The sequence below is a fragment of the uncultured Clostridium sp. genome (genome assembly GCF_934754925.1).
In the GTDB taxonomy this organism is placed as follows: domain Bacteria; phylum Bacillota; class Clostridia; order Clostridiales; family Clostridiaceae; genus Clostridium.
The window spans coordinates 1-20,688 of the sequence record NZ_CAKVJA010000005.1; the positions used below are offsets into that span (position 1 = coordinate 1).

The 20,688-nt window shown below is 26.0% G+C and carries 20 protein-coding genes; 5 read left to right on the forward strand and 15 right to left on the reverse strand.

Going from position 1 to position 20,688, the window contains the following annotated elements; translation table 11 throughout:
• A partial coding sequence (locus tag Q0G30_RS03460; RefSeq protein ID WP_294386540.1) for an SWIM zinc finger family protein occupies positions 1-308 on the reverse strand: 308 nt, incomplete at its 3' end.
• 222 nt (positions 309-530) lie between these two features.
• Positions 531-2,873, reverse strand: coding sequence for a glycoside hydrolase family 31 protein (locus Q0G30_RS03465; protein WP_294386544.1), 2,343 nt, complete (start codon positions 2,871-2,873; stop codon positions 531-533).
• Positions 2,874-3,009: 136 nt separating this feature from the next.
• Here Q0G30_RS03465 and Q0G30_RS03470 point away from each other — a divergent pair, with 136 nt between their 5' ends.
• Entirely contained in the window at positions 3,010-3,909 is a 900-nt protein-coding gene (locus Q0G30_RS03470) for an AraC family transcriptional regulator (RefSeq protein WP_294386547.1), read from the forward strand.
• 48 nt (positions 3,910-3,957) lie between these two features.
• Here Q0G30_RS03470 and Q0G30_RS03475 read toward each other — a convergent pair whose 3' ends face one another.
• The gene (locus Q0G30_RS03475; protein ID WP_294386551.1) at positions 3,958-7,200 is read right to left on the reverse strand and encodes an FtsX-like permease family protein; all 3,243 of its coding nucleotides are present in this window, start codon (positions 7,198-7,200) and stop codon (positions 3,958-3,960) included.
• 2 nt (positions 7,201-7,202) lie between these two features.
• Complete coding sequence (locus Q0G30_RS03480) at positions 7,203-7,907, reverse strand: ABC transporter ATP-binding protein (protein ID WP_294386554.1); 705 nt, start codon at positions 7,905-7,907, stop codon at positions 7,203-7,205.
• A 214-nt stretch (positions 7,908-8,121) separates the two neighbouring features.
• Here Q0G30_RS03480 and ytaF point away from each other — a divergent pair, with 214 nt between their 5' ends.
• The gene (gene ytaF, locus Q0G30_RS03485; RefSeq protein ID WP_294386559.1) at positions 8,122-8,757 is read left to right on the forward strand and encodes a sporulation membrane protein YtaF; all 636 of its coding nucleotides are present in this window, start codon (positions 8,122-8,124) and stop codon (positions 8,755-8,757) included.
• Positions 8,758-8,811: 54 nt separating this feature from the next.
• Here the strand turns inward: ytaF and Q0G30_RS03490 are convergent, their stop codons facing one another.
• Entirely contained in the window at positions 8,812-9,456 is a 645-nt protein-coding gene (locus tag Q0G30_RS03490) for a pentapeptide repeat-containing protein (protein WP_294386562.1), read from the reverse strand.
• A gap of 162 nt (positions 9,457-9,618) precedes the next feature.
• Here Q0G30_RS03490 and Q0G30_RS03495 point away from each other — a divergent pair, with 162 nt between their 5' ends.
• Together Q0G30_RS03495 and Q0G30_RS03500 are read left to right on the forward strand one after the other, a co-directional pair.
• Complete coding sequence (locus tag Q0G30_RS03495) at positions 9,619-10,161, forward strand: NADH peroxidase (RefSeq protein ID WP_294386564.1); 543 nt, start codon at positions 9,619-9,621, stop codon at positions 10,159-10,161.
• 33 nt (positions 10,162-10,194) lie between these two features.
• Entirely contained in the window at positions 10,195-10,506 is a 312-nt protein-coding gene (locus tag Q0G30_RS03500) for a DUF1540 domain-containing protein (protein ID WP_294386568.1), read from the forward strand.
• Between the two features lie 52 nt (positions 10,507-10,558).
• Here the strand turns inward: Q0G30_RS03500 and Q0G30_RS03505 are convergent, their stop codons facing one another.
• The 7 genes from Q0G30_RS03505 to Q0G30_RS03535 form a co-directional block, all read right to left on the reverse strand.
• A complete protein-coding gene (locus Q0G30_RS03505) occupies positions 10,559-11,437 on the reverse strand; it encodes a tetratricopeptide repeat protein (protein ID WP_294386571.1) in 879 nt (292 codons plus the stop codon).
• 130 nt (positions 11,438-11,567) lie between these two features.
• Entirely contained in the window at positions 11,568-12,347 is a 780-nt protein-coding gene (locus Q0G30_RS03510; protein ID WP_294386573.1) for a PHP-associated domain-containing protein, read from the reverse strand.
• Between the two features lie 113 nt (positions 12,348-12,460).
• A complete protein-coding gene (gene truA / locus Q0G30_RS03515; protein WP_294386576.1) occupies positions 12,461-13,210 on the reverse strand; it encodes a tRNA pseudouridine(38-40) synthase TruA in 750 nt (249 codons plus the stop codon).
• A 26-nt stretch (positions 13,211-13,236) separates the two neighbouring features.
• A complete protein-coding gene (locus Q0G30_RS03520; protein WP_294386578.1) occupies positions 13,237-13,842 on the reverse strand; it encodes a hypothetical protein in 606 nt (201 codons plus the stop codon).
• A 241-nt stretch (positions 13,843-14,083) separates the two neighbouring features.
• Positions 14,084-15,094, reverse strand: a complete 1,011-nt coding sequence (locus tag Q0G30_RS03525) for a dipeptidase (RefSeq protein ID WP_294386581.1) — start codon at positions 15,092-15,094, stop codon at positions 14,084-14,086.
• Positions 15,095-15,205: 111 nt separating this feature from the next.
• Complete coding sequence (locus Q0G30_RS03530) at positions 15,206-15,613, reverse strand: UDP-N-acetylglucosamine pyrophosphorylase (protein WP_294386584.1); 408 nt, start codon at positions 15,611-15,613, stop codon at positions 15,206-15,208.
• A 154-nt stretch (positions 15,614-15,767) separates the two neighbouring features.
• Positions 15,768-17,492 (reverse strand): M56 family metallopeptidase, encoded by a 1,725-nt coding sequence (locus Q0G30_RS03535; protein ID WP_294386588.1) that lies wholly within the window; start codon positions 17,490-17,492, stop codon positions 15,768-15,770.
• Between the two features lie 226 nt (positions 17,493-17,718).
• Between Q0G30_RS03535 and Q0G30_RS03540 the strand changes: the two genes are divergently transcribed.
• The gene (locus Q0G30_RS03540; protein WP_294386590.1) at positions 17,719-18,105 is read left to right on the forward strand and encodes a BlaI/MecI/CopY family transcriptional regulator; all 387 of its coding nucleotides are present in this window, start codon (positions 17,719-17,721) and stop codon (positions 18,103-18,105) included.
• A 69-nt stretch (positions 18,106-18,174) separates the two neighbouring features.
• Here the strand turns inward: Q0G30_RS03540 and Q0G30_RS03545 are convergent, their stop codons facing one another.
• From Q0G30_RS03545 to modB, 3 genes are all read right to left on the reverse strand, one after another.
• On the reverse strand, positions 18,175-18,801 hold the full coding sequence (locus Q0G30_RS03545; protein ID WP_294386593.1) for a copper homeostasis protein CutC: 627 nt from the start codon (positions 18,799-18,801) through the stop codon (positions 18,175-18,177).
• A gap of 139 nt (positions 18,802-18,940) precedes the next feature.
• Positions 18,941-19,996 carry an ATP-binding cassette domain-containing protein gene (locus Q0G30_RS03550; protein WP_294386596.1) on the reverse strand — a complete coding sequence of 352 codons (1,056 nt, stop codon included), beginning with the start codon at positions 19,994-19,996 and terminating at the stop codon, positions 18,941-18,943.
• A 3-nt stretch (positions 19,997-19,999) separates the two neighbouring features.
• The gene (gene modB / locus Q0G30_RS03555; protein ID WP_294386600.1) at positions 20,000-20,677 is read right to left on the reverse strand and encodes a molybdate ABC transporter permease subunit; all 678 of its coding nucleotides are present in this window, start codon (positions 20,675-20,677) and stop codon (positions 20,000-20,002) included.
• Positions 20,678-20,688: the final 11 nt, after the last annotated feature.

Consider the following 20,688-nt stretch of genomic DNA (forward strand, 5'->3'; position numbering starts at 1 on the left):
AAATAAAATATAGTTGCAATTATATGCTTACAAATATAATTAGTCTTATGTTTTGAAAATTCTTCATATGTATTACATGTACATGTTGCACCTATTACTCTTTCACTTTTTAAATTATACTTAATATGACAACTATATTCCTTACTGTTATCTTCTTCTGTGACTCTTGAATATATATGATAAATATCATTAATCTTTTTACTACTTAAATTTGATACTAATCTATTTTTATAAATCTCTTTACCATCTTTTATACTAATATTAGATCCTAAGGCTAATACATTATCTAATAACTTCTTTAAATCCACCTTTTCACCTCATTATCATATAATTAATTAAATCATTATATCATAAGTTGTTACCTACGTTAATAGCTATAAACTTATCTTAATACTTAAATATTTTATTATAAAAAAATATAAAGTAGTTCATAAATATTTTGTTATGAAACTACTTTATATTTGAATTTAAGGTGGAAATTTATAAAATTACATCTCTTATTTTGAGATTGTAAAATTAACATTATTATTTTATAGTTCTACTATAAATTCATTTTCTTTAACTTCAATTTCTTTATTATTGAAGAATACTTTCTTAGTATGCTCTAAATTATTAAGAATTATTTTTATTTTATTATAATTTTTAGAATATCCTATATTTTCTTTTAATTCTATTCTTAATTCCTCTGACAATTTACAGTTAATAATATATTTATTTAACTTCCCATTTTTATAATCAAAACTTTCACCATCATCTAATATATGAGTATAAGTTGATTCTCCATTTTCTTTACCTAAATATATATTTAATGTTAATATATCATCATTATTTTCTCCAATATAGCTTTGTTCTTTTCCTACTGGAATTATAGATAATGATTTTACAAATATAGGACAAATATCTAATGGAGCTTCTTTAATTATATATTGACCACCCTTATACTCTTCTCCAGTCCAATAATCAATCCAATTATCGCCTTCTGGTAAGTAAACTAATTTGTGTCTAGCTCCTTGTTCTACAACTGGAGCTACTAAAATACTATCGCCAAAATTAAATTCATCATTTATTTCATAGGTTTTTCTATCATTTTGATAATTAAACAATAATGGTCTAATTATCGGCTCTCCAGTCTCCTCACATTTATACATCATGTCATATAAATACGGAATTAACTTATATCTTAATTTAATATATTTTCTATTTATATCTTCTGTAGTTTTATCAAAAGCCCATGGTTCTTGTTCTCTACTTCCAATAGTTGAATGGTTTCTAAATAATGGTGTAAATGCCCCAACTTGAACCCATCTACTTAAAAGTTCTGGTGTACAATCATGTCCAAACCCTCCAACATCAGTACCACAAAAAGCCATACCACTAAGTCCAAGATTCATTAACATAGGTAATGACATTCTTAAATGCTCCCAGGTACTTTGATTGTCTCCAGTCCACACTGTAGCATATTTTTGAGTGCCTGCATAACAAGCTCTAGTTACTATAAATGGCCTTTTATTTGTAGCCCTTTTAATACCTTCATAGGTAGCCTTGTCCATCATATGTCCATAAACATTATGAATTTCTTTATGAGTAACTAAAGTTCCATCATTATTAAAAACTACATCATCTGGAAGTGGTCCATTGAAACTAGCTGGTTCATTCATATCATTCCATATTCCTGAAACACCTAAATCCATCATTATTTTCTGATTTCCAGCCCACCATTCCCTTGTATTAGAATTCATAAAATCTGGAAAAACAGAATCCCCTGGCCAAACAGAATTCTTATAAACTATTCCATCTTTGTCTGTTGCAAAGTAACCTTCTTTTAATCCTTCATCATATATTCTATATCCTTTATCTACCTTAACTCCTGGATCTATAATAGTAACTACCTTAAATCCCATTTCTTTAAGCTGCTGCAAAAACTCTTTAGGATTTTCAAACTTTTTATTATCCCATGTAAAAACTCTAAAACCATCCATATAATCTATATCTAAATAAATAGTATCACATGGAATATCCTTTTCCCTAAAACACTTAGCAATCTCCATAGCTCTTTCCTGTGGTGCATAAGACCATCTACATTGTTGATATCCAAGTGTCCATAATTGAGGCAATGGTGTTTTTCCAGTTAGATTAGTATATTTATTAACTACTTCCTTTATTGTAGGCCCATACATAAAGTAATAATCTAAATTACCATCTACAGCTCCAAAATAATAGTAATTAGAATTTTCTTTTCCCATATCAAAATGACTTTCAAAATGATTATCAAAGAAAATACCAAAGGCCTCTTGGTTCTTTAATGTTATTAAAAATGGTATTGATTTATATAATTGAGCATATGTTTCTCCATGTGGTGTTGGATCATCAGTATTCCAATTTCTATAATGATATCCTTTTTTATTTAATGAACCTGTTCTTTCTCCAAGCCCATAGAAATACATATCATTTTCCATAACTTTAGATACATAAACCTTATATTCCTCATGACCTTCTAACTTATGACCTTCCTCTGCTGCTAAGGTAGAATTAGCCCCTAATCTTCTAAAAGGATCTCTTTTCCCTCTATAATCTCTACATAAAATTTCACCTTTATAATTATATATATCTACTTTAAAATCATTATAAATATTAATATTTAAAATACTTGTTTTTATATTTAAAATTTCACTATCAAATTTAACCTGAAATTTAACTTTATTATTTTTATTTAATACTTTTTCAACAGCTTTAGAATTTCTCTCTTCTCTATGCAATGGCACAAAAAAATTAACAACACCTTCATCTAAAAAAGTTATAGTCGTCTGAATTTTTTCATAATTTATTAAAATTCTATTTTCACTAACCTCATAATTTAATATTTTCCCAAACATAACCTCTTCTCCTTACCCATAACAAAACATTTTATTTAAAAAATGTAATTATAATGTTATTATATTATTAAAACAAGTACAACACTTGCAATATACTAACATTTTATAAGACGATACTGCTATATTAGGAGATTTAATGAACAATTTAGATTTTACAAACTTAAAAGAAAACACTACTCATGGAGATTTTATATTACCATTTTCAATTTATAAAGGAACAATTAGTCCAAGCTTTCCTTCTATTGCAACTCATTGGCATGAAGAGATTGAAGTTATTATAGTTTTAGATGGAAGTTGTAATTACAGAATTAATTTAGATTCTTTTCTTATAAACAAAGGAGATATTTTAATTATTGGATCTCAAAGTTTGCACTCACTAACATCTATTCCAAATAAAAATATGACTTGGGCTTCTTTTGTTTTTAATATAAATATGTTAAAAAGCTCTAGTACCGATGGTGCATTATTAAAATATATTGCTCCCTTATTAAATCATGAACATCAATTGCCTATTATTATTAAAGATAATACAACTTGTTACTCTAAAATATTTGATGTTATAGAAAATATACTATACTGCTATTATGATAAAGATATTGCCTATGAGCTTGAATTAAAATCTTTACTATTTAAATTTTTTTCATTACTTTATAAAAATAATCTAATTAAAAAGCATCAAAGTAAAAATAATATTACATTTAATACTACAAACAAAATTAAATTAGTTTTAAATTATATAAATGATAATTACTCTGAAGATATTTCTATAAATACTTTAGCTGAACTTTGTGATTATAGTGAATATCATTTTATGCGCTTTTTTAAAAAACATATAGGCCTAACTTGTATACAATATATTAATAATTTAAGACTTGAAAAATCATCTATTTTATTAACTTCTACAAATAATGCTATAATGGATATTTCTTTAGAAGTAGGCTTTGATAATCTATCATATTTCAATAAATTATTTAAAAGAAAATATAATTTGACCCCAAAAGAATTTCGAACAATTAATTCAAACATTTTTCAATAGCAAAAAAGTAACAGTATATGAACTGTTACTTTTTTAATACTATTTTTATTAATCTACTGACTTTAAAGATTCAACCATTTCAACTTTCTTTAACTTATAATACATTGCCCAATTTACTAATAATGAGAAAATAATTGTTAAAACAGCTGCCATAATAAAACTTTTAATATCTATAGTTCTACCAAACATAACATAATCCATTTCAACTGTTACCATTATAAATTTGTGGAAAACTGTACCTAATAACAATCCTCCTATTGCTCCAATAACAGTTAATAATATATTTTCTCTAAATATATAAGCTGAAACCTCATTATCATAGAATCCTAAAACTTTAATTGTGGCTATTTCTCTTATACGTTCAGAAATATTAACATTAGTTAGGTTGTATAATACTATAAATGATAATGCACCTGCACAAAATATCATAACTAATACTACTAAATCTAATGATTTAATTGTGTCATCAAAATTATCTTTTATACTACTATTACTTACTACTCCAGCAACTTCATTTAGATTTATTAAATTATTAGATAATTCATTTATGGAATCTTCATTATTTACTTTAATAAATACACTGTTTTTTTCTGGAACCTTATTAAATATCTCTTTATAATACTCAGCATCAATATAGACATAGTGATTAATATAGCGTTCTACTATTGCCCCAACTTTAGCTTGTGCCCTATTATCATTATTATTTATAATCTCTATTTCATCTCCAACTTTAACATCTAATAACTTAGCTAGTTTTTCAGTTATTGCTACTCCATCCTTAGGTAAAATAATTTTTTCCTTGCTCTTTCTGTCTTGTAAGTGTTCAAACTCATCAAACTTTTCATCTTCATCAGTAACTATAATATTAACATTTTTATTTATTTCATTTGCTAAAGCTTCTCCACTTTCACTTCTTACAAAAATAAAATCATTTACCTTTGAATCTTGACTTAGATAATTCTTTAAGTTATTCTTTTCATCATTATTTATAGTTGACTCTAAATTTGCTGAAATATTATATTGTGTTAAATCTCCATATTGTTTGTTTACAACAGTTTTTATAGAATCTTTAATACCAAAACCAGCAACTAATAATGCTGTGCTTCCTGCAATTCCGATAACAGTCATTAAAAATCTCTTCTTATACCTAAAAATATTTCTTACTGTTACTTTACCAATGAAATTTAATCTATTCCAAATAAAAGGAATTCTCTCTAATAAAATTCTCTTACCCTCTTTTGGCGCTTTAGGTCTCATTAACATTGCTGGAACTTCAATAAGTTCAATTCTACATGCTGCATATGTTGCTAATGTAGTTACTCCTATAGCTACAACAAAAACCATTATAGCTAAAGGTATATGAACCACATATTTCATTTTAGGAAGTATATATAATATATTATATGCATCAAAAATTACTAATGGTAAGATAGTAAACCCTAAAACAATTCCTACTATACAACCAATTAAGCTTGCAACTAAGGCATAAACAATAAACTTTTTAGCAATACTCCCCTTATTATATCCTAAAGCCTTTAATGTTCCTATATTTACTCTTTGTTCATCTACCATTCTAGTCATTGTTGTTAAACATACTAACGCTGCTACTATAAAGAAAAATACTGGAAATACATTTGATAATTTATTAATACTATTAGCACTATTTTCATAGTCTACATAAGAATAATGTGATTTTCTATCTAAAACATAAAGATCTGGCTTTTCTATTTCTGATATTTTCTTCTCTGCTTCTTCTAATTTTTCTTTTGCTTTAGAGAGCTCCTCTTCTGCTTTTTTCTTATTTTCCTCTAGCTCTTTTTCTCCCTCAGCTAGTTTTACTTTTCCATTTTCTATTTCATCTTTTGCATTTTTTATTTGCTCATATCCTTGATTTTTAGCTACTTCTAAATCAGCCTTTGATTTATTAATTTTATCTCTGCCTTCTTGTATTTGCGCCTTGGCTAAATTCAAACTATTCTCTTGTGATAGAAATTCATCCTTTTTACTTTGAAGCTCCGATTTTGCTATATTAATATTATTACTAGCTTCTTTTATTATTGAATCTAATGAATTTATCTTAACCTCAATAGAAGATTTTTCTTCCTCACTTAAGCTCTCATCTTTTAACATATCTTCTAGCGAAGACTTTTGACTTAATAAACCTTCTAAATAAACTTCTGAATCATTAATAGAGTTTTCAGCTTTAATAAATTCCTGCTCTATACTTTCCTTTACCTCATAAAATTTACTTATACCATCATCAAGTTGTGATTCCTTTTCATTTAATTCTTGCTCTGCTTTTTCTATCTCCTCTTGTCCAGCCTTTAATGAATTTTCCAACTCATTCTTCTTACTATTAAGCTCATTTTCTCCTTCAGCTAATGTCTTTCTTGAACTATCTATTTCATTTTGAGCTTTTTCTAATTGCTCTTCAACTTCACTTTTTTTACTTTCATATTCATCTTTACCTTTATTCAATTCTTCATTAGCTTTATTTATTACTTCATCATATCTTCTATCAATAATTACATTAGAAATGTTTTCTATAGATTTTTTAACCTTATCTGTTACATCAAAATATTTCTCATCGTATGAATCTAAAGCTTTAGCATTCTTAACAGTAACATAAATATCTGTATATACTTCACCTTTAAAATCAGATTCTTTTATAAACATATATGTTTTTGCATTACCATTTCCAATATTGCTACTTCCAATTTGATCGCTTAAATAATAAGGTGTTTCTACTATACCTACAATTTCATATTCATCAGTTGCAAGATTATCTTTAATATTACTATCATCACCTGAATTTAATTTAAGTTTATCTCCTATTTTTAAATTTAGGCTTGCAAAATTTTCTTTGGCAATAACACATTCACCCTCTTTATTAGGTAAATGTCCCTCAATTAAATTTAGTCTATTTATATAATCTTCATTATTATCTTTTAAATTATCATTAGGTAAACTATGCACTCTAATTACAAACTCATCTGAATCTACTTTAGATATAACATCTAAAGTTTTTGATGATTGAACACCTAGAACACCCTCTATCTTTCTTATATCATTTACATCTTCATCAGTTAGTCCTAAAGTTGATAATACCCTAAGATCCATTAAATTATAATCATCATAATACTTATCTGCTGTAGCTTTCATATCTATAGGAGCAATCTTCACTCCTGAAAATAGCATTACACCTAAAGCAATAATTGATACAATTGAAAAAAATCTTCCTTTAGACTTCTTTATATCCCTAAATATATCTTTCCATAATGCATTTTTCATAATTACCATTCAATCCTTTCTACAGGAACTGGATTTTCATTTATAGTAATTTTTTGAATTCTACCATTCTTAACCTCAATAACCTTATCTCCCATATGAGTTAATGCTAAGTTATGAGTAATTATTATTACTGTAACTCCTTCTTTTCTACAAATATCTTGAAGTAATTTTAATATAGCTTTACCAGTATTATAATCTAATGCTCCAGTAGGTTCATCACAAAGTAATAATTTAGGATTCTTCGCTATTGCTCTTGCTATTGCTACTCTTTGTTGCTCTCCACCTGATAACTGTGATGGAAAGTTATTTTTTCTATCGCTTAATCCAACTGAATGCAAAACTTTATCAATATTTAAGGGATTTTTAGAAATCTGTGTAGCTAATTCTACATTTTCTCTTGCTGTAAGATTTTGAACTAAATTGTAAAATTGAAATACAAATCCAATATCATCTCTTCTATATGTTATTAAATCTTTTTGAGAATACTTACTAATCTCATTGTTATCAACTATAACTCTCCCAGATGATACCGTATCCATTCCACCTAATATATTTAGAATAGTACTTTTTCCAGCACCGCTTGCCCCTGCTATTATGACAAATTCGCCTTTATTTACTGAAAAATCAACACCTCCTAAAGCATGAATTTCAACTTCTCCCATCTTATATTTTTTCCTTACATCTTTAAATTCTATATACCTTTCCAACCTTGTATCTCCCTCCACTAGTAACGTTTATATGTCATCAGTATACACCAGTTAATTTATACCTACAACATGTATAGTATTTTTTTCAAATTTTGTTCATATATTATTAAAATTTCATATTTCCTTTTAATTTGCTTATCATTTTTTGTCTAAGTAACGATTTTTTTAGCTTTGAATATAATAATTAGTATAATAAATATATAAGGAGCAACATATGCATATAATTCCGTCTATTTTATTAGCATTTTCCTCAAGTTTAGACAGTTTAATAATAGGAATTGCTTATGGAATAAAGAATATACGAATTAAATTTTCTATTAATATAATAATTGCATTAATTGTTACTTTAGGCACCTTACTTTCAATGGTTCTAGGTGCTATTTTAAATAAGTTTATTCCTTCATATATTTGCAACTATATTGGTGCAATTCTTTTAATAGTTGTTGGTTTATATATGACCTTTGACTTCTTTAGAGAACAAAAAAATTTAAAAAAGAACAAAATATGTACAACAAAAGAAAATAAAGATATTATCGAATCATTACATTACGATGATATATTAACTAATAATAAAACAGCTGATATAAATGGTTCTGGTAATATTGAAGTCAAAGAAGCTATTTCATTGGCTATAGCACTTAGCTTAAATAATTTCGCACTTGGTCTTGGTGCTAGTATGTCAGGAATAAGCATTCCATTAACTACAATTTTTACATTTATTTTTAGTATACTAATATTGATTTTAGGTTTAAAAATAGGTAATAGCTTCTTATCTAAAATTTTTGGTAAATACTCTGACTTACTATCAGCTATTATAATTATAGCAATGGGAGTATTCCAATTGCTTTAAAAATAAAACTATGCTCCTTGATTATATTTAAATTAAGGAACATAGTTTATATCTTTACACTAGTACTTTATTAATAAGTCTTATAACATAACTTATAGTATAAAAATCTCTATCTATTTGTAATTTTATTTCATTGAATCCTTTAATTAATTCTTCTTCACTGAAATTCTCTTTAAGTATCATTAATGTTAAAGTATTAATATTTCCTTCTTTTGTATCAAAAATTCTAGAATTCTTAACAAACTTGTTTTCCATTAAATTCTTTAATGCTTCTTCTAATTCTGAACTTATATTTATTTCAGGCATTCCTTCAAATATTCTTACACCTTCAACTTCAGCATTAAAATTCTTTATTTTTTCTAACTTACATCCTAAAAAGATAGTATTTTCAAATTTTGCATCTTTAAAATCAGTACCATCTAAATTTGCACCTTCAAAAATAGCATTTTTAAATTTTGCATTTTTAAATTTACTATTTTTCAAATTAGTTCCTATAAATTCTGTTCCTTCAAAACTTCCCTTCATAAAACTACAAGTTTTAAAATGTGCCCCTCTAAATGTTGCAAAATTAAAATTTGAATTTGAAAAATTACAATTATAACAATTGCTTCTTTTAAAATTTTTGTACATAAAATTCTTATCTTTTTTTTCTATATTATTATAATGAAAATTTTCACTTCCGCTATTATCTTTAGCCATTTTTTTCTCCTCTTGCTTTCTAGTATATCTTACATATCTTATATATTTTTAATTGAAAAGTCAACTGAAATTTCTATATTTTACAAATGCATATTATATTTTAATAGAGAAATAATAATAAAGATGTTTATTTAGAATGTAATATAAAGGAGGTCTTTTTAATTGAAGAAATTTATTTGTACTGTATGTGGATATGTCCATGAAGGAGATACTCCTCCAGAAGTCTGTCCAATATGTAAAGCACCTGCTAGTAAATTTGAAGAAATGAGTGGAGAACTACAATGGGCTGATGAGCATAGAGTTGGTATCTGCGATGGCATAGATCCAGAAATTATTGAAGGTTTAAGAGCTAACTTTAATGGTGAATGTACTGAAGTTGGTATGTACTTAGCTATGTCTCGTGTAGCTGATCGTGAAGGATATCCAGAAATAGCAGAAGCATATAAAAGAATTGCATATGAGGAAGCTGATCATGCTAGCAAATTTGCAGAAATCTTAGGTGAAGTAGTTACTGCAAGCAGTAAAGCTAACTTAAGTGCAAGAGTTGAAGCAGAATTTGGTGCATGTGATGGAAAGAAAAAGCTTGCAGCATTAGCTAAAAAACATAATTTAGATGCCATTCATGATACTGTCCACGAAATGTGTAAAGACGAAGCAAGACATGGAAGAGCATTTAAGGGATTATTGGACAGATATTTTAGTTAGTTACTAATTTTATTGTTGAAAGGAGATTTATAAATGCAAAAAATTAATTGTGACGTAAATAATTGTTCTCATAATAAATCTGGTATATGTTATTCTAATCGTGTTGACATAGCTAGTTCATCATCTACTGATAACGATACTTGCTGTGGATCATTTTTAGATAAGAGACACTATAGTGATTTAACAAATAACACTAATAGCTCTGGTTGTTGTGATTGTTTAATATGTAAGGCAACAGAATGCATACATAATGAAAACTGCAATTGTAATCTTTCCTCCATAAATGTATCAGGATCTCGTGCTAATATATACACCGAAACTTGTTGCGAAAGTTTTGAAAAATAGATTTTATGGCAAATAGATTAAACTTCTAATCTATTTGCCATTTATATGTACATTAAAATTCTTTACTTTTTTCTAATTCTAAAATTAAGTTCTTAATTTCTATATTATTAGGATTCTCTCTTAAAACCTCTTTAAAATATTCAATTGCATCTTTATTTCTACCTTGTCTTAGTAACTCGAAAGCATATTCTTCTATTATTCTATTATCTTCTGGCTCTAAAGAGTTTGCTTTAACTAAATATTCTTCTACTACATCAAAGTTATTAAGCTCCTTATTACAAATTGCTATTCCAAAATAATTTTCTCCATCATTCTCATTTATATCTATTGCTTTATTAAAATATTCAATTGCTTTATTAAATCTTTTATGATTGGCTTCATATACTGCCAAACCAGTATAAGATCTTGAGCACTCCTTATTTGCTTCTATTGATTCTATGAAGGCTTCCCTAGCTATTTCTGGATTATTTAAATTTACTAAATATGTCCATCCAATAATACATTTCAAATCAGATAATACCCTATTATCACATTCATAATTTTCCATATAATCAACACATCTATTTATGGCATCCTCGTATAAGCCCTCTCTTATATCTAATTCAATTAAAAAGGTATTTGCTAAATATTGCTCCTCTTCTTCCATTAATACTCTCTCAAAGCATCTTCTACTTTCTACATAAAGCCCTAAGCTAAGTAATGCCTCTCCCTTTACGTTATATCCATATACAATATAGTCGCAACCTAAATCAAAAGCTAAGTCTATAGCAGCAATTGCATCTTCAAAAAAGCCCTGAATTAAATAACAATGAGCTGTATATAATAAATATTCTGGATTCCCACTTTTTTTAAATCCATCACTACTATATTTTAATGCTTCTTGAACGTCATATATTAATATTTCATTAAATATCTCTTCTATATTCTCCATTTTTTATCTTCCTTATCTAAAATATTTTATTATTATTCTTGCCATAAATTCATTTTATTAACTTGTATATATTAATTATTAAATAAAATTTGGAGCCTCAAAAAGATAGCTCCAAAGTTAAATGTATAATTTAAATTTTAAACTCTGTATTTTTATCGTATGTTTGAGATTTTGATAAATATCGTTTTAATATCTTAGAAGAAAATATTTTAAACTTTAGTGCAGAATCTATTTCAATTGTATAATCACCTTTTATTATACACTCCCTTAATTCATTTATAGTTGAACATTCCTTATTTAAGCTAGTATATATTCCTCCAAGTTGAATAGGGGTATGACTATCACTTCCTGTAATAATATTAAGCCCTAACTCTTGAGATAAATTAATTAATTCATCTCTAGCAATACTTTCACCTTTTTTAAATATATCCTTTCCATTTAAGTCTAAAGCATCTAATCGCTTTAACAACTCATGTGACTGATTACATAATTTATGTCCTCTTCTACATGGGTGTGCTCCAATCTTTAATAAGTTAAATATATCTGCTTGATCTAATAAGTCTTCTAAATCTATTAAATTGTCTTTTTCTCTAAATTCTTTTAATAGTTCATAAATATCAGTAATACTATCTCTCTCACCAGCTAAAATTACATGGCCCTTATTTTTAATACTAACTTCCATTGCTGGAAATACTGATATACCTTCTACAATATATCTATCTCCTTCATAAATGAAATTATTTTCTAAAAAGTCATAAATAACAAGAAAATCTTTTGCATTGAAGTGTTCACAGAGAATTATTCCATTTAGGCCATTACTTTTTGCAAAATATATTTCGTTCATAAAAAACTCTTTATTAAAATCTTTTCTTTTGCTTAGTAATCCATGGACATGAAAATCCATATTCATTTATTTTTCACACCCTTATTTTATTCCCAATATTGCTGAAGGTAATCTAATTACCCTATATTTATTAATATATTAAGATTGTATCTTTTATGTTAATTAGTAATTAAAAATTTTTAATATTTTACTTCTTTCATACAAAGTCCTTTTGCCGGTGCTTTTTCGGCTAATTCACTTCTACTTTTTTCTTCTAATAGCTCTTTTACTTTTATAGGTTCAATTTCTCCCTTTGCAACCTTTATTAAAGTTCCACTTAAAATTCTAACCATATTTAACAAGAATCCATTTCCATTATATTCAATTTTTATAATGTTATCTTCTTCAGTAATAGTTATATAGTTTATTGTTCTTACAGTTGATTTTTTAGATTTATCTTTTACACCACTAAAGCTTTTAAAATCATGAGTTCCTATTAAATATTTACTTGCTTCTCTCATTTTTTCTATATTTAACTTTCCCTCAACATGATAAGCATATTTTTTCAAAAATACATTTGCAAATCTATTATTATCAATAGTATATACGTAAGTCTTTGATATTACATTTAATCTTGAGTGAAATCTATCACTAGCTTCACTTAATGATGTTACTGATATATCTTCTGGTAAAAACTCATGTAAATATTTAGATATATCAGGTAGCTTTTTTTCACTATTAGTCTTAAAATTTGCTATGTATTTATCTGCATGAACCCCAGCATCAGTTCTACCACAACCAATTACTTGTATCTCTTCTCCTGTCATTTTAGATAATACTTTTTCAATTTTATCTTGTATGGTTGATACACTAGTTCCCTTTATATTTTGTTTTTGCCATCCCTTATATCTTGACCCATCATATTGAATAGTCATTTTTATATTTCTCATACTTAGTCTCTCTTTTCTTTAATTTTTTATCTTTTTTTTAGTTTGAAACCTTCTTTATAACTAACAACTTTTACATCAAGTACATTTAATAACTTCTCTAAGCTTTTAACTTGATTTATGTATTCAATTTTTCCACTCTTAAGTAAATTATTTATATTCTTAATAATATCCGCTTTCTCTTCTTCTCCTAATCTTCTTTTAGTTTTAATTACAACTCTATTTATAAAAGTTAATGTTTCCCAAATTTGCTCATTTGTTATTTTATTAAAATCATTTATTACTCTTGTATATCCAACTCTTCTATTATTAGGTGGATAAGCTTCTTTAAAGAATTCTAAAAAGTAGTTTATTTCTCTAGGATCTTTATTTTCAACATATTTTCCAAGTCCAGATTTTAATTGATTTTTTAAATACATAATAGTATTAGCTTTTACTATTGTATTCATTTCTTCTATACTCTTATAAATTATAGTATATATTTCTTGAGTCTTATTAGCTTCTAACCCGTCTTTAGCTAATGGCTTTATTATTTCTATAGCTTCTAGTATGTTCTTTTTAGAATTTAATTCTTTAGGAAATAGTTTATGTAAAATTTCTCTTCCAGTAAGTTCATTTAAATTATTTTCTTCCATCCTTTGTATCCTGCCTTAATTTTAATTTTCTTTTATTAATAAATATTGATATAATACTTTATAAAACTATCATATCAATATTTAAATTTATATTAAAGTTTTAATTTATAAATGTCTACTTCTATTTAATAAATCTTCATTATATTCTTCATGTTTTTTATTAATCCAACCTTTAAATAAAATAATTTTTTAATATCTATTACTTAAGTTCATCACTCTTCATCCTATTAAACATTATCTATTACAATAATTCCTTATATAGGTTAATTATATTCTTATAAAATATTTTTTCCACTTCATCATAAGTAAATCCACTTTTTAATAGTGCCTGTGCTAATAATTGAATTTTTGAAGCATCATTAATTTCCAATGTACTTTGTATACCATCAAAATCTGTTCCTAAAGCAAGCACATCTATTCCACCAACATTTTTAATATGCTTAATATGCTTTACTAAATCCTCTATATAAGTAAATGTTAAACCAGTATGTGGTGTAGGTTTAACAAAGTCTGAACAAAAATTTATCCCAGTTAAACCACCTTTATTTGCTAATTTCCTTATCATATCATCAGTTAAATTTCTAACAGAATTTGTAACAGCTCTTGCATTGCTATGACTTGCTACAAATGGTTTTTTACTATATTTTAAAACATCATAAAATCCAGCATCAGATAAGTGAGAAACATCTACTATAACTCCTAAATTCTCCATTTCTCTTACTAGCTCTACTCCAAAAGCAGTAAGACCAAATTCTGTATTTGGAGTAGCTAAATCAGGTCTTTTAGTAATATTACCACAAGTATCTATCTTAATCTTAAAATTAGGAAAACCAACACCATTTATATGATTCCATGTTAATGTTATAAGTCTAACACCTTGATTATAAACTGTTCTTAAATTTTCTAACGATCCCTCAAGAGCTCCTGCATCTTCTATTGTTAATAATGCTCCTATTTTATTTTCCCTTTCACATATACATATATCTTTATATGAATATACTGGTTTAATAATCTCTTTATTATCTTCTAGTTCTTTATAATAAACATCTATCATTTCCTGCAAAGTTTTATAAGGATTTTTATGTTTTTTTATATCTATAAACATTGCAAAATTTTGTAGTAAATACTCTCCTTTAGTTAACTTACTTATATCTACATGAAAATTATTTTCTTTCAATTTATAGTTATTACCCAAAAGTCCATTTTCATAAATTTCTCCAATAGTGTCACAGTGCATGTCAGCAACCTTCATTCTCTTTTCCCTCCAAAATTAAATTATATTAAATTATATCATATATAATTTAATATGAAAAAAGTGGCAAACCTATGCTTGCCACTAGAAACTTACTCAATCTATGAGGTATTATATTAATTTTTCTATTACTTCAGATGGTGCTGGAACAGTAAAGATTAAATCTTCATCAATTCTTACTTTACACTCTTCCTTACTTTCTTGAATCTTGTCTATTGATAATCCACCAATATTAACTTCCTTAAACTTTGTAGGTGAAACCTCAACCTTAAATAAAGTATCTTTAATCCCAGTAATTTTTAAATCCATTTGCCCACCATCATTCTTAACTTTTAAGCCAATGATGTTATTACCTTTTAAAGTCTTTTCATCAGTTGGAGCATAATCTACCTCTACTTTTCCTGTAATTGTGATAAATCCTCCACTTAATTTTCTTTTTACTAATAAGCTTACGTTATACTTATTAGAAATTTCACTTAATAAATTTCCCAATTTATATACTGTTAATTCATGTACCATAATAATTATTCCTTTTCTATAGTTATATATATACTTATTATACTACATAATTACTATATTATTACAAACAATTTCTTCTGATTTTACATTTACCCATTGCATGTACTCATGAATGTACTGTTTAAATTTTAATTATTCAAAAGCTAGCTAAAATCTATTGTAGCGCTGATATTATTGACTCACCAACCTTATTTATCAACTCATTAATATCCTTTTCTGTCATACTTTCATCACCAATATTAATAAATAATGCTTTTTTAGATAAATGTAAATTAAAATTATTTATTCCATCATTATAAGTTACTATTTTTACTTTAACTCCTCTATTTTCAAGTTCCTTACTAACAACTTCAGCAAATCTTAAGTTTTCTTTATAGTTTATACTACCCTTTGATAAATCAATTATTATATCTTCTGTATCTTCAGTTTCCTCCTCACTATCTAATCTATGAACATCTACTAATACATAATCTAAATAGTTTTCAATATTTTCTTTTATAGTATTTTCAGAATTCATATATGATTCTGTATAAATTTGAGGTTCTTTACATTGTAAAAATGTAGAATTTACATTTAATTCATTTAACTTATTATTTAATGCTATACCTGCATCCACTACAGAATATCCATCTTTATATTCTTCATTAGCATGTGAATTATAAATAACAACATTATTTAAAGAATTAACCTTTGCTTCGCTAATATCATTATTAGCTACATTATCTTCTAAAATAATATCATTTCCTTTTACAATTCCAAGATTAGCATTTTTCTCACTATTTTTAATATTAGAATTGCTTTCTTCTACTTTATTAACTTTACTGCTTAATGTAATAGCTCCTAACATTATCACTACTACTGCCCCTACTATTATTTTACTAATACTAACCTTTTTATTTTCACCAATCATTTTAATTCTCTCCTTTAATCTTTTTTTATCACTAATCATGGAAGTTGTTCCTAAAATATTCTTAGTACCATCTATATAACTAAGAACATTAATAATTGTATAACCATAATACAATCTTTCTTTTTTATTTAGTTTTGAAACTACCATATTATCACAAGCTATTTCTAAATCTTCTTGCATAGTGTTTAAAGCAAAGAATATTATAGGATTAAACCAATATACAACTTTTAATAAATATATAATCAAAGTTAACAGAACATCTTTTCTTTTATAATGACATAACTCATGAAGAATTATATATCTTAACTCATCATCACTTACATTATTAAATATATTTTGTGGAATTAAAATTCTTGGTTTTATAACTCCATACAAAGCTGGACTACTAATATTACTTACTACTAGTATTTCTATATTTCTTCTTATATTTAATAATCTTAAGCAATTTTCTAATATGTTAAAGGATTCTCTACTATACCTGCATATCATATCATTTCTTATCTTAAATAACTTATAATATGAAATTACTGCAAAGCTTATTAAAATTAATATTCCTCCTATCCATATTATAATTAAGATAGTTTTTATATTAATATATTGATTTATATTTTTATTATTTTGTATAGGTGATTCAATAATATTACTTTGAATTTCTGATGAGTTTTTTATAGAATTATTTATCGTGTTAGTATTTAGATTTGTTTTAGAATTATTTATTATCACTTTACCATCATATGAAGGGGAGACGTCTACTTTATTAAATATATTATAGATACTTATTTTACTCTCAGGACCATATGGAATTATAAGCTTAATAACTACTAATAACCACATAAAATATAAAATATTAATCCCAAAAGTTTTTTTGATTACAGGTCTTAAAATTAAAATAATACAAGCTAATATACTAGCCATTAATGATATTTGAAAAACCCTCTCTAATATACTTATTATCCTTATAAAGTTCACCCCCCTTTTTTAAATTACAATTGTAATCTGTATCTTCAGTTTACACCTGTAATCAACAATAGTCAATATTATTTGTTATTTTTTAATTTATTTTTATTAATAATACTTTCTCTATATACTTAACAATATTATGATTTATGTATATTTATTATTATATTGACAATTTCAATTTACAAATGTAAACTTAAATTATAAATTACGGTCGTGATCAAAAGAGGTGTTAATATTGAATAAATTACCTAAAATATCTGATTCGGAATGGGAAGTTATGAAAATAATATGGCAAAATGATTCCATACCTTCAACAAAGATAATAAATGAATTACAAGAAAAAACTAACTGGAAAGCTTCTACCATTAAAACATTAATTAATAGACTATTAAATAAAGAAGCTATTAGTTTTACTAAGAAAGGTAAGGAATATTATTACTTTTCAATTGTTTCTGAAGAAGAGTGTATTAGAGAAGAAAGCGAAAGTTTCTTAAATAAAGTGTTTAATGGTTCTTTAAACTCAATGGTTGTTAATTTTGTTAAGTCTCAAAAACTCACAAAAGATGAAATAGACGAATTGCGAGCTATTTTAAATAACTCTCATTCTGAAGATGAAAAATAAATTACTTTAGATGGGATGTCACAGCAATAATTAAAGTAACATCCCCTAGTAATATTTTATAATATAATATTAATTTAAACTACCTACTATTTTACTTCCATGTACTTCTTTACATCTTATAAAATTCGAAAGTTCCTTATAATTTTTATAAGTAACTTTTCCACCAACTAAAATAATTATTTTTCCTTTGCTTTTTTCAACAAGTTCCTTTAATACAAATTTTCCTTCCTCAGCACAACTCTTACATCCTTTAGTTAGCACTCTATGAATTCCCATTGAAATAAGTTGATTTAATGCTTCAATTTTATTATCAATTTCATCAAAAGCCATATGGAATGTAACCTTTAGACCATTAGCTAATTCAACTAACTCTCTTGTTCTATCAATATCAATAGTATTATCTCTATTTAATATACCAAATACTACAGTTTCGACTCCTAACTCTTTACAAATCATTATATCTCTTTTCATTATTTCAAACTCATCATTTGAATAAACAAAATCTCCCCCTCTTGGTCTTATTATTACAGCTATTGGTATATTAATATTTTTCTTTGCTAAGTATATAGTTCCATAAGAAGGAGTTGTTCCTCCCTCCCCTAAGTTATCACATAATTCAATTCTATCAGCGCCTTGCATTTCAGCTCTTTTAGCTTCTTCATAACATCCAACACAAGCTTCTAGTAAAATACTCATAACATTTCTCCTTTTATTATTTTATTTTTAGTTTTATATTTAACTATTTTTTTAATTATAAATATAACATACTTTAATTCACTTTATATTTCTCACAAAAAATGGATTGCATCATTTTGATACAATCCACCTTATTAATTTATTCAAATGTAAATAAATAATTTTCTTCAAACTTTACTTTTATTACATCATTAACATTAAATTTCATTTCCTCTTTTGAAATTGTAAAATTAATTGCACTATTGCTATTATTACAATTAACTTCTTTAATGTATAATGTATAATCAAAAGGATTTTCAACTATATTTTCAATAATCATATTAAACACATTTTCACTATTATGTTTCTCATTATTAAATAACTTAATATTATGAGATCTTATTGCAATATAATTAATTTCATTACTACTATATTGATACTTTAATTTTAAATTCCACTCTTCAGCAAAAATAAAATCTTTATCTATTATTTTAGCCTTTGATATATTCTTACAGCCAGTAATTTTAGCTTCTGCTAAACTTAATGGATTTTTAAATAAAAGCTCCTTTTCTCTAATTTCACTAGCCTTTCCACTATCAAAAACTATAATCTTATCACAAACTCTATATGCTTCTGCTATATCATGAGTAACAAAAACTACTGTTCCATTATAGTCTTTTAAAATTTCTATAAGCTCCCTTTCCATATTAGCTCTTAAATGATTATCTAAAGCTGAAAATGGTTCATCTAAAAGTAATATATCTGGTGATGTAATAAGTGCTCTTGCAAGTGCAACTCTTTGTTGTTGCCCACCTGATAATTGCCATGGATATCTATTTTCAAGGCCTTTTAAGCCGAATTTTTGAATATAAGTAGATGATAATTTGTTTTTTTCACTCCTACTTAATTTATCTAATCCAATTTCAATATTATCTCTTATAGTCATATGAGGAAATAAGGCGTAATTTTGAAATAAAAATCCAACCTTTCTATCTTTAGTTTTAATATTTATTTTATTTTCTGAATCAAAAAGTACTTTTTCATTAATTACAATTTTTCCTGTATCAGCTTTTTCAAGCCCTGCGATACATTTTAATGTCATACTTTTCCCTGAGCCCGAAGCTCCTAAAAATCCAATTATGCCACCCTTACTCTCCATTGAAACTTTTAAATTAAAGGAAGATAAATCTTTATTAATATCTATATATAAACTCATTTTTTATCTCCTCCTATTACCTATTAACTTTTGTTGAGTGTCACACCAATAGTTTAATAAAAATATCATTACAAAGGATATTGCAACTATAATTAAAACCCAAAGAATAGCCTTATTCATGTCTCCACTTTCAACAGCAAAGAATATTGCAACTGGCATAGTTTGTGTTCTACCTGGTATATTTCCAGCTATCATTAATGTTGCCCCAAATTCTCCTAAGGCTCTTGCAAAACTTAATACTAGTCCACCAATTATTCCTGGCCATGCAAGTGGAATTGCAATTTTAAAAAATATCTTAGTTTCGCTTAACCCTAAAGTTCTTGCTGCTGAAATCATATTTTTATCTATTTGCTCAAATGCAGAACGACAAGTTCTATACATCATTGGAAAAGCAACTACTGTAGCTGCTATAACTGTTGCACTCCAGCTAAAAATAATATTTTTATTAAAATTCATAAAAATCTTTCCTACAAATCCATTCTTCCCACAAAGAAGCAATAAAAAAAATCCTATAACAGTTGGCGGTAATATTAGAGGAAGAGTGAAGATTCCATCTATTAGTCCTCTACCTCTTCCCTTATAATTAGCCATTTTATAAGATACAAATATTCCTATTATTGAAGTTATAATAGTTGCAAAAAACGCTGTTTTAAGCGATATCCATAACGGTGAAAAATCCATAACTTATAACC

Bases quoted from the DNA above. Each gene is read 5' to 3' on its own strand.
- Q0G30_RS03470 (WP_294386547.1), top strand. From the start codon at position 3,010: ATGAACAATTTAGATTTTACAAACTTAAAAGAAAACACTACTCATGGA.
- Q0G30_RS03530 (WP_294386584.1), bottom strand. From the start codon at position 15,613: ATGGTACATGAATTAACAGTATATAAATTGGGAAATTTATTAAGTGAA.
- Q0G30_RS03525 (WP_294386581.1), bottom strand. From the start codon at position 15,094: ATGAAGGTTGCTGACATGCACTGTGACACTATTGGAGAAATTTATGAA.
- Q0G30_RS03520 (WP_294386578.1), bottom strand. From the start codon at position 13,842: ATGGAAGAAAATAATTTAAATGAACTTACTGGAAGAGAAATTTTACAT.
- Q0G30_RS03500 (WP_294386568.1), top strand. From the start codon at position 10,195: ATGCAAAAAATTAATTGTGACGTAAATAATTGTTCTCATAATAAATCT.
- Q0G30_RS03490 (WP_294386562.1), bottom strand. From the start codon at position 9,456: ATGGCTAAAGATAATAGCGGAAGTGAAAATTTTCATTATAATAATATA.
- Q0G30_RS03505 (WP_294386571.1), bottom strand. From the start codon at position 11,437: ATGGAGAATATAGAAGAGATATTTAATGAAATATTAATATATGACGTT.
- Q0G30_RS03510 (WP_294386573.1), bottom strand. From the start codon at position 12,347: ATGAATATGGATTTTCATGTCCATGGATTACTAAGCAAAAGAAAAGAT.
- Q0G30_RS03475 (WP_294386551.1), bottom strand. From the start codon at position 7,200: ATGAAAAATGCATTATGGAAAGATATATTTAGGGATATAAAGAAGTCT.
- truA (WP_294386576.1), bottom strand. From the start codon at position 13,210: ATGAGAAATATAAAAATGACTATTCAATATGATGGGTCAAGATATAAG.
- Q0G30_RS03550 (WP_294386596.1), bottom strand. From the start codon at position 19,996: ATGAGTTTATATATAGATATTAATAAAGATTTATCTTCCTTTAATTTA.
- modB (WP_294386600.1), bottom strand. From the start codon at position 20,677: ATGGATTTTTCACCGTTATGGATATCGCTTAAAACAGCGTTTTTTGCA.
- Q0G30_RS03545 (WP_294386593.1), bottom strand. From the start codon at position 18,801: ATGAGTATTTTACTAGAAGCTTGTGTTGGATGTTATGAAGAAGCTAAA.
- Q0G30_RS03465 (WP_294386544.1), bottom strand. From the start codon at position 2,873: ATGTTTGGGAAAATATTAAATTATGAGGTTAGTGAAAATAGAATTTTA.
- ytaF (WP_294386559.1), top strand. From the start codon at position 8,122: ATGCATATAATTCCGTCTATTTTATTAGCATTTTCCTCAAGTTTAGAC.